Source organism: Acinetobacter sp. DSM 11652 (genome assembly GCF_900109815.1).
Lineage (GTDB): Bacteria > Pseudomonadota > Gammaproteobacteria > Pseudomonadales > Moraxellaceae > Acinetobacter.
This window is the reverse complement of record NZ_FOBK01000017.1, coordinates 1-13208: the sequence shown is the minus strand read 5'-3', so window position 1 is coordinate 13208 and position 13208 is coordinate 1. Positions and strand designations below refer to the sequence as shown.

Sequence of the window (13208 nt, the reverse complement as noted above, 5' to 3'; positions counted from 1 at the left end):
ATAAGTGTGAACTAGTATTAAATGGGTGATGCAAATTTTCTGAAAAGAGTGTAACAAGTCACAAATGGTAAGTGCTTCATTTTTTAAACAAAACTTAAAAATTTCAGGACTAAGTAAAGCTGATTTTTTGCAAAAAATTGGTTCATTGACAGGATTGGTATATCTTGAAAATCAGGATTTACCGATTATCGGATTTTTGCCAAAAAAATATTGCGTTTATATAAACGGCGGATTCAGTCAATTTGTGCGTTGCTCTGATTTTAATTATCAGTATGAAAGCCAATTTTCTTCACTCAAAGATTTTGTTCAATGTAGCGAAAATTCACTTCCAGATTCTGCAAGCCATCATTTCAGAGGCGGTTACATTGGTTACTATGATTATAATTTTGCAGCAAATTTTCAAATCAACACCAAGGTAAAAAAACAACCACAATTGTTTTTTGGCTTGTATGAAAGCTATTTGATTTATGAAAATAATGATTGGGTTTTCTATAGCACTGAACATAATGCCGAGTGCCTTTATACACGATTATTAGACTGTTTTCAGCAATCTAGTCCATCATCATTTCAACTCAGTTCACCCATGCAAGCACGTTGGACTAAACAACAATATCGAACTGCATTTCAACGAGTACAAGATTACATTGTTGCTGGGGATTGTTACCAAATTAACCTAACTCAAGAATTTGTAGCACAAGCTGAAGGTGAGCTACTGAGTATAGCTAAACCTTTTTGGGCACTCACAAATGCTCCTTATGCTGCTTATCTTAAAATTGATAACCTTGAACTTTTGAGCTGTTCACCTGAGTTATTTATCGAGTTTAGACCCAATAAAAAAATGATCACTAAACCGATCAAAGGCACCATGCCACGCTTTAAAGATCCTCAAAAAGACCAAGAATCAAAACAAACACTCATCAACTCTGAGAAAGATAAAGCCGAAAATCTAATGATTGTTGACCTTCTCAGAAATGATTTAAGCATTTATGCAGAAACTGGCACTGTCAAGACACCAAAATTATTTAACATTGAAAGCTTTAATCAAGTCCACCACATGGTCAGTGAAATTGAAGCGACGTTAAAATCCGATGTTCATCAATTAGATGTTTTACACGCAGCGCTCCCCGGCGGTTCAATAACGGGGGCACCCAAAATTCGAGCGATGGAAATTATTGAAGAACTTGAAGAGTCCCCACGCGGTGCATACTGTGGCTCTATTGGTTATTTCAATTTTGATGGTACTGGTTCTTGGAATATTTTGATCCGAACAATTCAAAAATATCAGCAAGATGTGTCTATTTGGGCTGGTGGTGGTGTCACAATCAGTTCAGATTGCGATGCAGAATATCAAGAATGTTTTGATAAGGTTGAAGCCATGCTAGAACTGATGAATCAATGGTACGAATCATAAAAAAGCGACCTATCTGGTCGCTTTTTCAACAACAAAAATTTGCAGCACTCACACTTTTAAAATGTCATTCTTCAAGGTGTCTACTAAACGTTGATTTTGCTCATCTGTACCAATGGTGATACGCAAATACTGATTAATACGTGGTTTATTAAAATATCTTACGATAATGCCACGCTCTCGCAATTCATTTGCAAGCTGACCTGCATCTTTGCTAGGCAGTGTTGCAAATATAAAATTTGCGGCAGAAGGCAACACATCAAACCCTAAGGATTTCAGTTGCTCAACTAACTTTATACGACTAGCAATCACTTTGGCATTTTGCGCTTCGAAATAGGCTTGATCCTCGAAAGACGCCACTGCAGCGGCAATCGCAAAACGGTCCATTGGATATGAATTGAAGCTATTTTTTACCGCTTCTAACGCTGCAATTAAATGCGGCTGTGCAATCGCAAACCCGACCCGTAATCCCGCAAGCGAACGTGATTTCGAAGTTGTTTGACAGACCACCAAGTTGTCATATTTTTCTACGAGAGCCACTACAGATTCAGCACCAAAGTCTACATATGCCTCATCAATCACAACCACTGAATTTGGGTTCGATTGAAGTACTTCCTCAATTGCAGACAAACCAAGTGCAATACTGGTAGGGGCATTTGGATTGGTGATAATGATGCCGCCATTTGGTTGCTTATAGTCATCCACAACAATTTCAAATTTTTCGTTTAAAGGCAAAATTTGAGTTTTCACACCAAAAAATTGGCTATAAACAGGATAGAAACTGTAGGTAATATCTGGATAAAGAATTGGCAAATCTTGAACAAAAAATGCCTTAAAAATATGAGCTAAAACCTCATCAGAACCATTACCAACAAACACGTGTCCCACTGGAACATGTTGCTGTTTCGCAATTGCTTGCTTTAATTCCGATGCGTCAGGGTCAGGATACAAACGTAAAACATCCGCGCCATTTGCTAAAACTTGTTGTACCGCTTCTACAACTTTTGGAGATGGTGGATACGGGTTCTCGTTGGTATTCAATTTTAAAAGATTTTGGATCTTGGGTTGTTCACCAGGCACATAAGGCTCTAGTTCACGTACTTCGGGACTCCAAAAACGCATTTGTTCTACTGTAATATTCATTTTTAAATTCTCTAAATTCCCCTCACTGACTAAGGAGGTTAGGGAGAGATTTTTTAATTACCTTCACCTAACCTCACTTGCATTTCGATTTCAAGCAATGCTTAAAAACAGATTTAGAGAGGAATATTCATTCTAAATTTATCGCTTAAATTACTGATAACGATATCGTGCTGAACGAGCGTGAGCATCTAAGTTTTCTTGCTGTGCAAGAATATCTGCTGTTTTCGCTAAGGTTTTCACGCCATCCTCTGAACACATGATTAAGCTTGAACGCTTTTGGAAATCATACACTCCGAGTGGTGATGAAAAACGTGCCGTACCCGAGGTTGGCAATACATGGTTCGGACCTGCACAGTAATCACCAATTGCTTCAGGCGTATAACGCCCCATGAAGATAGCACCTGCATGGCGAATACTTTCAGCCATTTCTTGTGCTTCATCTAAACATAGCATCAAGTGTTCAGGGGCAACTTGGTTGATCAATTCCACACCTTCGGCACGGTCTTTAACTAAAACGAGCGCACCACGATTAGCAATAGAAGTTCGTGCGATTTCTGCTTTAGGAAGTGCTTTTAAGTGCTCTTCAATTGCAATCGCGACATCATGAAGCAGTTGCTCGTCTGGCGTAATAAATACAGCTTGAGCAACAGTATCATGCTCTGCTTGAGACAGAAGATCCATTGCAAGCCATTCTGCATTATTGTCCCCTTCAGCATACACTAAAATTTCTGAAGGACCTGCAATCATATCAATACCTACCTGACCAAATACGGCGCGTTTTGCTGCTGCAACAAAACGATTGCCAGGTCCAGTGATTTTGTCTACTGCTGGAATGGTTTCAGTACCATAGGCCAATGCTGCAACCGCTTGTGCACCACCAATCGTAAATACACGAGTGACACCTGCCAAATACGCAGCTGCCAACACCAATGGATTTAAATCACCATTTGGTGCAGGCACAACCATAATAATTTCAGGTACTCCTGCGACGTGAGCAGGAACAGCATTCATGAGTACTGATGATGGGTATGAAGCCAAACCACCTGGCACATAAATTCCAACACGGTCAAGCGGCGTCACTTTTTGACCTAAGGTGTTACCCAAAGCATCAACATAGGTCCAACCATCTTGTTTTTGTGCCTGATGGAATTCACGGACACGATTTGCAGCTAACTCTAAAGCTTCTCGAACTTCAGTCGTTAAATGATCAAATGCAGCTTTAAGTTGCTCTTGTGTCAGTTCTAAATCTGAAAATTGATGCGCTGGATGTCGATCGAACTGCTGAGTAAGTTTAAGAACATGAGCATCACCATGTTGACGAACATCGGCAATGATTTGGTCTACTGTTTTTAAAAGTTCTGGGTCACTCACGGTTTCAAAAGCGAGCAAGTCAGCAAAGTCTTGCTTGAAGTTTTGATCTTGAGTCGATAAACGTCGCATCAATTTATCCACAATGAAATTAAAGGGAAGCTTTAGTTTACCTGTTTTCTGTTGATTTGTGGGCATCTTCATTCAACCAACTCGTATAGAGATCATTGAAAATAACTTTTGATTAAATTGAATTTTCTTTTCAGCTATATTCTTAAAATTATTCGTTTTTATTCGAGGGAATTTTAGATGAAAGAAATAGAAAAATATGTTGGATACTATTTAGGTGTTTATGTCGTTGTTTTAGCTATTTGTGGATTTTTTCAATACTTTTATTACTGTCAAGGTCAATCATTGATGTGTGCCGTTACTAAAACTGGAATCGTGGATATAGTAACTGTAACCGCTTATATACTGACGCCAATAGTTGCAATTATCGGATTCTTAAATTGGAAACTGCAGCATAACTCACTAATTCTTGCAGATGAAGCTAAAGAATTACTCATTGCAATTAATGATGATATTAGAATATTTACAGATATCTCATCCTTTTTTAGAACTATTAATCCTGATTTAAAAATTCAGGAAATATATAACTAAGATATTTCACATTTTTTAAGAGACTTATCCACTAACTCATCGAAAATACTTTCCAAATCAATGATACTCTATGAATTAAATGATGATCCTAATTTCTTTAAAATAAGAAATGATTATTCCTTTTTCTTAAACCAACTTGAAAGAACAATATTTAACTGCTTAAATCACAATTTATCAGCAGGTGAAATATTAGATATCCTTGATTCTTATAGAAATTTATTTATGAAAAATAATAAGATCTATAAACGGCAAGTTAGAAAATATATTCTAGCAGAATAAAAAAACCGCCCTTTCGGACGGTCTATCAAACATAAATTAAATTATGCTTTTTTAGCTGCTTCACGTTCATCCACCGCTTTTTCAAGCTGTGCAAGAATCGGATTAAGTAAGGCTTGCTTACGCTTAAAGCTCGCTTTGTTCACGATTAAACGAGAAGACACTTTGCAAATTTCTTCAAGAGGCTCTAAGCCATTCGCGCGAAGTGTATTACCTGTGTCCACGACGTCGACGATGTAATCACCCAAACCAACCAATGGTGCAAGCTCCATCGAACCGTAAAGTTTAATCACATCAACTTGCTCACCTAAGCTCGCATAGTATTGACGCGTCAAATTCACGTACTTGGTCGCGATCTTCAAACGACCTTTCGGACGCTCCATACCCACTTTGCCCGCTGTCATTAACTTACAGTTTGCAATTTTAAGATCTAATGGTTCATAGACATTTTGTGCACCATGTTCCATCAGTACATCTTTACCTGCAACACCAATATCAGCCGCACCATTTTCTACATACGTTGGTACATCAGATGCACGTAAAATTAAAATTCGAACATGTTTATGCGTCGTAGGAAAAATTAATTTACGCGATTTATCTGGGTCTTCTAAAAGATTAATCCCTGCTGTTTCTAGCAATGGCAATGTCTCTTTTAAAATACGACCTTTACTTAATGCTAAGGTTAAACCATGATCAAAATTGCCCATTACGTCAAAATTAGGATCATCGTTTCTCATATCGCTCATTAACTTACTCGCTCACTCGCTTAATTTGGGCACCTAAACCTTGTAATTTTGCTTCAACATCTTCATAACCGCGATCAATGTGATAAATACGGTCAATTAAAGTCTCTCCTTCAGCAGCTAAAGCAGCCAAAACTAAAGAAAATGAAGCACGCAAATCTGTTGCCATAACAGGTGCAGCTGAAAGTTTTTCAACTCCTGTTACAACTGCATCATTACCTTCAACCTGAATATTAGCGCCCATACGTGACAATTCAGGTACATGCATAAAACGGTTTTCAAAAATCGTTTCTGAAATTGTTGCAAACCCACGACCGATTGCATTGACCGCCATCAATTGTGCTTGCATATCTGTTGGAAAATCTGGATGAGGCAATGTACGGAAACTAACGGCCTTAGGACGCTTACCCATCATATCGAGTTCGATCCAATCATCACCGCGCGTAACTTCTGCACCCATTTCTTCAAATTTATCCAACACTGATTCCATCAGCAATGGATCTGTATGTGTCGTTTTAACTCGTCCGCCCGTAATAGCAGCAGCCGCTAAATAAGATCCTGTTTCAATACGGTCAGCAACAACTGAATATTCACAACCATGCAAATTTTCTACGCCAGTGACGATTAATGTATCCGTATCTAAACCTTCAATCTTCGCACCCATCTTAATGAGCATTTGTGCAAGATCAGTGATTTCAGGTTCACGAGCCGCATTACGGATGGTAGTAACACCTTCTGCTAAAACAGCAGCCATGAGGATGTTTTCTGTCCCACCCACAGTAACCATATCGAAAACAACTTCACCGCCTTTTAAGCGACCATCAACTTTTGCATTGACATAGCCTGCTTCGACTTCAATTTCCGCACCTAAAGCTTCTAATGCTTTTAAATGCTGGTCAACAGGACGTGAGCCAATAGCACAACCACCAGGTAAAGATACTTTTGCACTACCGTAGCGCGCCAGCAATGGGCCAAGCACCAAAATAGAAGCTCGCATAGTCTTTACGAGTTCATATGGTGCAAATTGATTATCAAGGGTTGAAGTATCAGCGACAACAGTGTCACCTTCATACTTCATGCTAATCCCAAGACCTGCAATTAATTTTACAAGCGTATGAACATCTTTAAGCTTGGGTACATTTCTGAGCGTAATTGGTGTTTCAGCAAGAATCATTGCTGCTAAAAGTGGCAATGCAGCATTTTTTGCACCAGAGATGCGAACTTCGCCTTCTAGTCTTTTACCACCAGTGATTAGAAATTTATCCATTTATTCCTTAAGCTCCGAAAAGACTAGCTTTGCGCCATTCTTCTTTTGTCATTGCGCGTATGGTTACAGCGTGAACTGCACCACTTTTAATATATTCGTTAAGAGGAGCATAAACTGCTTGTTGACGAGCAACTGTTCTTTTACCTTCAAACAGATCATCTACAATACGGAGGTCAAATTTCCCACTTTGTCCACTTACAGCAACATCAGCAGAAGGGAAAGCAGCTTTTAAGATTTCAGTGAGCTGTTCACTATTCATTGCAAAGACCTCTCATGGGACGATCGATTGTGTAAAAACGGATTATTTTACTATAACTCATTCAATGAATTCATCTGCTATACAATTTATCTATAAAAAAAAGAGGCAATATACCTCTTTTTTTATTTTCAGCTACATACCGTCATATAGGCAGCGGCTGAAAAGCCATTTGCATTTTACGATATCGCATTAACTGTCTTTTTATTTTCTCAGTCAATTTTTTAATTGATGCATACATATCATCGCCAGATGCCTGAGCAAAAAGTTCGACGCCTGGTAAACGCACGATTGCTTCAGCGATATGATTCGAACTTCCTTTTTTCGAACGCTTATCGACTTGGTGATCCTTTGTGAGTTTCACCTGCATACTATTGACCTGATCAAGGTGCTTGGTCATTTCGGCGAATTTACAACGAATATTCTCTTCTATTGCAGGAGTAATACTTAAATGATGTCCACGAATTGTTATTTGCATAATCCTATCCCTCTCCTTCTAAAGGATTTGATTGAGTTAAGCCATGTGATTGCATGACAGAACATTCAACATAGAATTATTCTGCAAATTTAAGTCATGAAATCATGCTGGCTAAACCTCGTGTAACTAAAAAAAAGAGATTCATTATTTCGTCATAATGAACCTCTAGAATAATCACACTTCAAATTTCAGATCAAGACTTTTCGATCGGATGATGCAGGAATATGTAACGATTCGCGATATTTTGCGACTGTACGACGTGCAACATCGATACCATCCTCATTTAACAACTTAGCTAAACTATTATCAGATAATGGTTTTCTTGGGTTCTCTTCAGCAATCAACTTTTTAATTTTTGCTCGGATCGCAGTTGAAGACGCTTCACCACCTGACGTTGTTCCAACATGGCTTGAGAAAAAATATTTAAGTTCAAACAGCCCTCTCGGCGTAAGCAAATATTTATTGGTCGTTACACGAGATACTGTTGATTCATGTAACTCAACCTCCTCCGCCACATCTCTCAACACCAAAGGTTTCATTCCTTCAGCACCCAACTCTAAAAAATCTCGTTGATGCTGAACAATACATGTCGCTACTTTTAAAAGCGTTTTATGGCGCTCATCTACACTTTTAATAAAATTTTTAGCATCAAGCATTTGATTGCGTAAGTATTGATTATCTGCACTTTGATCAGCTCGACGAATCATATTTGCGTAATAAGGGTTGATACGTAATTTTGGCAAAATATCTGGATTTAAGTGCACATGCCAACTGTCATTTTTCTTTGCCACCACAACATCAGGCACCTGGTATTCAGATTCTTTATTTTCAAACATTAACCCTGGATAGGGTTGTAATGATTTTAAAAGTTGTATCGCTGCTTTTAACTGTTCAAGTTTAAAACCTGTTTGCTTCAGTAATTTATTTAGGTCATTGGCAATCAATAATTCATAATGCTGTAATAACAATAACGCGTCATTACGGCATGATAAGGTATTAGGCAAAACTTGAAGCTGAACATATAAGCATTCCACAAGATTGCGTGAACCAACGCCAATCGGCTCTAGTCTTTGAATATGTTTCAACACCACTAAAATTTCATCTATCTCAACATCTTCTTCAATATCCATCTGTGCGAGTAAAGTCAGCACTGCGTGATGAATTTCTTCAACGCTCTCATCTAAAAAGCCTTTTTCATCCAAACCATCTACGATGCAATAAGCGATCAAAAGATCAGTTTGGGAGAAATTTAGAAGATTAACTTGCTCTAAAATATGATCTTTCAGTGTATTTTGAATTGATCGATTATCCTCACGTTCTTCATATTCTGGTAATTCCATTGATGATGATTGATGGGTATAGACATCATCCCAATCTGTATCTACAGGTAAATCATTTGGCAAATGATCTGCATTTAATTCTCGAGTAAGATCACTAGCAGAATTTTCCTGATTCAAGTCCTCCAAACTTTGCATTGGAGAATCATCATCCACCTTTTCAAGTAAGGGGTTACTATCCAACTGCAATTGAACTTCTTGCTCCAACTCTAAGCTGGATAATTGTAAAAGTCGGATCGCTTGTTGGAGCTGGGGTGTCAAAGACAAAGAATTGGATACTTTTAGTCCTAACGCTAATTTCATAAATCATTACCCCCTAACATCGTTATTATTCAAGCAATAATCATGCCTACAATTCTTATAACATAAGTTTCAAGTGTTATGTTAATCAATTAGTCTTAATTATTAATAAAAAATAAGGATAAAATACATTATAATTCAATCACTTTTTTTTAATTAATATTCAAAAAAATATGAGCACTCAAGTTTAAATTTAAAAAAAAATAATTTTTTAGCGTTATCTGCAGTTATGGTTGATTAAAAATAAACCACTTACTCATGATCAAGGTGTTATAAGCTCATGATTTATTTCGCGTTGATCAAAAAATCTAAATTCATTTGAATTTCGAGTATTTTTTATTCTTTACTTATTCTCATAGAAAGTATAAAAATAATTAATAGTTTATTTTGAATAGATTTCAACCAAATTTGAGAACTGTCAAAATTATAAGAACGATGCACTACAAGACATGGAGATTTCTTGATGAAAAGTCTATCTGGTAAAGTCCTTCTCAGCGTATTAGGCTTCATCATCGCTGGCGGAACAATGAGTCAAGCCAATGCCACTGACACGATTGCGAAAATCAAAAAAAATGGAAAAGTGATCATCGGGTATCGTGAATCTTCTGATCCAATCTCATATATCGTGGGTGGTAAACCTATGGGATATGCCATCGATATCTGTAATAACGTAGCTAACGAATTAAAAAAAGACTTAAAACTCCCCAACTTAAAAGTTGAATATAAAGCGGTTACTTCTTCCACGCGAATTCCTGAAATGCTCGCTGGAAACATTGATATGGAATGCGGGACGACAACCAACTCTGTCCAGCGACAACAGCAAGTCAACTTCTCTACAAATTACTTTGCCACTGAAGTACGTATGGCAGTCAAAGCTTCAGCGCCTTTCAAAGATTTAGGTGATTTAAATGGTAAAGCCGTTGCCACAACGCAAGGAACAACCTCGGATAAATATATTAAAATGGGTGCACGAGGAGAAAAAATAAAAGTTACCAATGTCTATGGTAAAGATCATGCTGATTCTTTTGCAATGGTCGCTTCGGGACGTGCAGCTGCATTTGTTATGGATGACAATATTCTTGCAGGGCTCATTGCCAAATCATCAAAACCTCAAGATTTTAAAATTGTAGGTCCAGTCCTTTCGTCAGAACCTTACGGAATTATGCTGCCTAAAGGGGATGCCAAGTTTAAAGCGATTGCAGATCGTGTGGTAACTGGAATGTGGAAAAATGGTCAAATGGATACCCTTTATAAAAAATGGTTCTTATCACCTATTCCACCACGCAATATCAATCTAAACATGCCTATGAGTAGCTCATTTAAAAAATTAAAAGCATCTCCGAATGATGCAGGGATTAAATAACAAAAATTATGAGGGCTTAAATAGAAACACTTAAGCCCTTTTTTCTCGTAACCATTGCAGGGAATTTCAATGGCTGTTGGTTCTTTAAATTGGACGTCATTTTGCTTGGCATCCAACGAATATGGCGTTGATAAAAAAGATTGGGCTGAATCTATCTGTAGTGCGATTGGAGGTTCAAGTTATTCAGCTGTTGCTGATGCACCGACCTGGTTACAAATACTTGGATCAGGTATTTGGACCATGATCTGGACTGCTGTCATTGCCTTTTTCATCGCATTTTTACTTGGTTCACTTATTGGCATTATGCGTACATTACCCAATAAGTTACTTTCATTCATTGGGACTTGTTATGTAGAGTTATTCAGAAATATACCCTTAATCGTTCAATTATTTTTCTGGGCATTCGTTTTTCCTCAACTCCTGCCATTAAGTATGAGTACTGGAAGTGGTGAAATGGTTCCTGGCGGATGGTGGCAAAATATTTTAAATAATAATCCAGCAATTATTGGTGTATTTGCACTGGGTCTATATACCGCTGCAAGGATTGCTGAGCAGGTTCGAGCAGGTATTAATACCGTTTCACAAGGTCAAAAAAATGCAGCTTATGCGATTGGTTTAAATTTAAACCAAAGTTATCGTTATGTCATTCTGCCAGTGGCTTATCGAATCGTTTGGCCAACACTGACATCAGAAGCAATGAATGTATTTAAAAATTCAGCCGTACTTTTTGCCTTAAGTGTTTTGAATTTTTTTGCATATACCAAAACAATGCGAGAAGAAACCTCTCAAGACGTGGTCATTTTAATTCTTTCAACACCTGTTTATCTCATCATCACTTATTCAATTAAATACCTGATGGCATGGATTGAGAAACGGATGGCTGTACCAGGTCTAGGTTCGGGAGGTAAATAAAATGGACTTTAGTGTTCTAACTCATCCCGATGTCGTTGCAAGTTTGATCGCTGGTTTTAAATTTACAGTTACAGTAACCATTCTTTCGATTATTGGTGGGATTCTTCTTGGTACACCAATCGCGATGATGCGTCTATCAAATAATAAAATTGCCAGTGGATTTGTAAAATTTTATGTCGACTTTTTTCGAGGTGTTCCCCTCATTCAAGTTATTTTTATCTTTTACTTTTTACTTCCTAAGTTTTTCGATTTCCAATATCACACCTATTGGGGACCTTTATTTTCAAGTGTAGTAACCTTCGCCATTTTTGAGGCTGCTTTTTTTTCAGAAATTGTCCGTTCTGGCATTCAATCAGTTTCTAAAGGACAAGTGAATGCAGGTTACGCCTTGGGGTTTAATTATCGCCAGACGATGTCATACGTAGTTTTACCCCAAGCTTTTAGAAATATGTTACCCGTGATATTGACGCAATCCATTGTTCTTTTTCAAGATGTGTCTTTGGTTTATGTCATCAGTGCACCAGATTTCTTAGGCAATGCAAATACTTTAGCTAATACCTATGGTTCGGAAACCAAAGCCGTTTTCTATCTAGTTGTTGCTGTCGTCTATTTTGTCATTTCATTTGCACTTTCACGACTAGTTAAACGCTTACATCAAAAAATAGCCATTATTCGATAAGGAGAATCAAAATGCCAATGATTGAAATTCAAGATGTATCCAAATGGTATGGAGATTTTCAGGTACTTAGCGAATGCTCAACCACTATCAACAAAGGTGAAGTTGTCGTTGTATGCGGTCCATCTGGCTCAGGTAAATCTACACTTATTAAGACAGTAAATGCTTTAGAACCTTTTCAACAAGGAAATATTATCGTTGATGGTACCGCTTTAAAAGACTCTAAAACGAATCTAGCAAAATTCAGATCTAGAGTAGGTATGGTATTTCAACATTTTGAACTTTTTCCTCATATGACTGTGTTAGATAACCTAACAATAGGACAAATCAAAGTACTTAATCGCTCAACTGAAGACTCTAAAATAAAGGCCTTACAATATTTGGATCGAGTAGGTTTGACAGCACACAAAGATAAATTTCCAGGACAATTATCAGGTGGTCAACAACAACGTGTCGCGATTGCACGTGGTCTTTGTATGGACCCAGTCTGTATGCTTTTTGATGAACCCACTTCTGCATTAGATCCTGAAATGGTGGGTGAAGTGCTTGAAGTCATGAGCCAACTTGCAAAAGAAGGCATGACGATGATGTGTGTTACCCATGAAATGGGATTTGCAAAAAAAGTTTCAGATCGAGTGATATTTATGGATCAAGGCAAAATTCTAGAGGATTGCCCGACTGATGACTTCTTTAATAAGCCACTAGAGCGACATGAAAGGACAAAATATTTTTTAGAGAAAATTTCAGCAGTACACTAAACATCAGTATGAATCCAAAAATTTCGCGATATCTACTCAAATAATTTTCAAATTCAATTTATATATATAAAAAAACACCCCCTTGTATTGAAGGGGGTGTTTAGAATAATGAGCTGGCGATGACTTACTCTCACATGGGTAACCCCACACTACCATCAGCGCTAAGAGGTTTCACTTCTGAGTTCGGGAAGGGATCAGGTGGTTCACTCTTGCTATTGTCGCCAGCACAACTGTTGTGACTTTGCTTGGGTCTTATTCGCATGTATTGTTTGCGTGCCTTTGCTTGGTCAAAGAAGTTATTAACAGCTATTTGAGTTGCTTTA

At 37.7% G+C, this 13208-nt stretch carries 13 protein-coding genes and 1 rRNA gene; 6 read left to right on the top strand and 8 right to left on the bottom strand.

Features of this window, described 5'->3' with window-relative positions:
* Nucleotides 1-64 precede the first annotated feature (64 nt).
* Complete coding sequence (gene pabB / locus BMW42_RS13580; protein ID WP_092768586.1) at nt 65-1411, top strand: aminodeoxychorismate synthase component I; 1347 nt, start codon at nt 65-67, stop codon at nt 1409-1411.
* 48 nt (nt 1412-1459) lie between these two features.
* Here the strand turns inward: pabB and hisC are convergent, their stop codons facing one another.
* A complete protein-coding gene (hisC, locus tag BMW42_RS13575; RefSeq protein ID WP_092768583.1) occupies nt 1460-2551 on the bottom strand; it encodes a histidinol-phosphate transaminase in 1092 nt (363 codons plus the stop codon).
* A gap of 150 nt (nt 2552-2701) precedes the next feature.
* Nucleotides 2702-4003 carry a histidinol dehydrogenase gene (hisD, locus tag BMW42_RS13570; protein WP_171260738.1) on the bottom strand — a complete coding sequence of 434 codons (1302 nt, stop codon included), beginning with the start codon at nt 4001-4003 and terminating at the stop codon, nt 2702-2704.
* 165 nt (nt 4004-4168) lie between these two features.
* Here hisD and BMW42_RS13565 point away from each other — a divergent pair, with 165 nt between their 5' ends.
* Nucleotides 4169-4519 (top strand): hypothetical protein, encoded by a 351-nt coding sequence (locus BMW42_RS13565; RefSeq protein WP_092768580.1) that lies wholly within the window; start codon nt 4169-4171, stop codon nt 4517-4519.
* Between the two features lie 320 nt (nt 4520-4839).
* Here the strand turns inward: BMW42_RS13565 and hisG are convergent, their stop codons facing one another.
* From hisG to BMW42_RS13540, 5 genes are all read right to left on the bottom strand, one after another.
* Entirely contained in the window at nt 4840-5541 is a 702-nt protein-coding gene (gene hisG / locus BMW42_RS13560) for an ATP phosphoribosyltransferase (protein ID WP_035268927.1), read from the bottom strand.
* A gap of 4 nt (nt 5542-5545) precedes the next feature.
* Nucleotides 5546-6805, bottom strand: a complete 1260-nt coding sequence (gene murA / locus BMW42_RS13555; RefSeq protein ID WP_092768577.1) for a UDP-N-acetylglucosamine 1-carboxyvinyltransferase — start codon at nt 6803-6805, stop codon at nt 5546-5548.
* A gap of 7 nt (nt 6806-6812) precedes the next feature.
* Entirely contained in the window at nt 6813-7064 is a 252-nt protein-coding gene (ibaG, locus tag BMW42_RS13550; protein WP_035268923.1) for a BolA family iron metabolism protein IbaG, read from the bottom strand.
* A 142-nt stretch (nt 7065-7206) separates the two neighbouring features.
* On the bottom strand, nt 7207-7539 hold the full coding sequence (gene hpf, locus BMW42_RS13545; RefSeq protein WP_035268921.1) for a ribosome hibernation-promoting factor, HPF/YfiA family: 333 nt from the start codon (nt 7537-7539) through the stop codon (nt 7207-7209).
* Nucleotides 7540-7727: 188 nt separating this feature from the next.
* A complete protein-coding gene (locus tag BMW42_RS13540; protein ID WP_092768574.1) occupies nt 7728-9179 on the bottom strand; it encodes an RNA polymerase factor sigma-54 in 1452 nt (483 codons plus the stop codon).
* Nucleotides 9180-9639: 460 nt separating this feature from the next.
* Between BMW42_RS13540 and BMW42_RS13535 the strand changes: the two genes are divergently transcribed.
* The 4 genes from BMW42_RS13535 to BMW42_RS13520 all read left to right on the top strand — a co-directional run bounded on the left by BMW42_RS13535 (nt 9640) and on the right by BMW42_RS13520 (nt 12885).
* Nucleotides 9640-10539 (top strand): amino acid ABC transporter substrate-binding protein, encoded by a 900-nt coding sequence (locus BMW42_RS13535; protein WP_092768571.1) that lies wholly within the window; start codon nt 9640-9642, stop codon nt 10537-10539.
* A 69-nt stretch (nt 10540-10608) separates the two neighbouring features.
* A complete protein-coding gene (locus BMW42_RS13530; RefSeq protein WP_035270829.1) occupies nt 10609-11451 on the top strand; it encodes an amino acid ABC transporter permease in 843 nt (280 codons plus the stop codon).
* Nucleotide 11452: 1 nt separating this feature from the next.
* Nucleotides 11453-12130, top strand: a complete 678-nt coding sequence (locus BMW42_RS13525) for an amino acid ABC transporter permease (RefSeq protein WP_092768568.1) — start codon at nt 11453-11455, stop codon at nt 12128-12130.
* 11 nt (nt 12131-12141) lie between these two features.
* Entirely contained in the window at nt 12142-12885 is a 744-nt protein-coding gene (locus tag BMW42_RS13520; RefSeq protein WP_092768565.1) for an amino acid ABC transporter ATP-binding protein, read from the top strand.
* Nucleotides 12886-12996: 111 nt separating this feature from the next.
* Here BMW42_RS13520 and rrf read toward each other — a convergent pair.
* Nucleotides 12997-13111, bottom strand: a 5S ribosomal RNA gene (rrf, locus tag BMW42_RS13515).
* Nucleotides 13112-13208 lie beyond the last annotated feature (97 nt).

Coding starts and splice junctions, on each gene's coding strand:
- pabB (WP_092768586.1), top strand. CDS start 65: ATGGTAAGTGCTTCATTTTTTAAACAAAACTTAAAAATTTCAGGACTA.
- hisC (WP_092768583.1), bottom strand. CDS start 2,551: ATGAATATTACAGTAGAACAAATGCGTTTTTGGAGTCCCGAAGTACGT.
- BMW42_RS13565 (WP_092768580.1), top strand. CDS start 4,169: ATGAAAGAAATAGAAAAATATGTTGGATACTATTTAGGTGTTTATGTC.
- hisG (WP_035268927.1), bottom strand. CDS start 5,541: ATGAGCGATATGAGAAACGATGATCCTAATTTTGACGTAATGGGCAAT.
- murA (WP_092768577.1), bottom strand. CDS start 6,805: ATGGATAAATTTCTAATCACTGGTGGTAAAAGACTAGAAGGCGAAGTT.
- ibaG (WP_035268923.1), bottom strand. CDS start 7,064: ATGAATAGTGAACAGCTCACTGAAATCTTAAAAGCTGCTTTCCCTTCT.
- hpf (WP_035268921.1), bottom strand. CDS start 7,539: ATGCAAATAACAATTCGTGGACATCATTTAAGTATTACTCCTGCAATA.
- BMW42_RS13540 (WP_092768574.1), bottom strand. CDS start 9,179: ATGAAATTAGCGTTAGGACTAAAAGTATCCAATTCTTTGTCTTTGACA.
- BMW42_RS13535 (WP_092768571.1), top strand. CDS start 9,640: ATGAAAAGTCTATCTGGTAAAGTCCTTCTCAGCGTATTAGGCTTCATC.
- BMW42_RS13530 (WP_035270829.1), top strand. CDS start 10,609: ATGGCTGTTGGTTCTTTAAATTGGACGTCATTTTGCTTGGCATCCAAC.
- BMW42_RS13525 (WP_092768568.1), top strand. CDS start 11,453: ATGGACTTTAGTGTTCTAACTCATCCCGATGTCGTTGCAAGTTTGATC.
- BMW42_RS13520 (WP_092768565.1), top strand. CDS start 12,142: ATGCCAATGATTGAAATTCAAGATGTATCCAAATGGTATGGAGATTTT.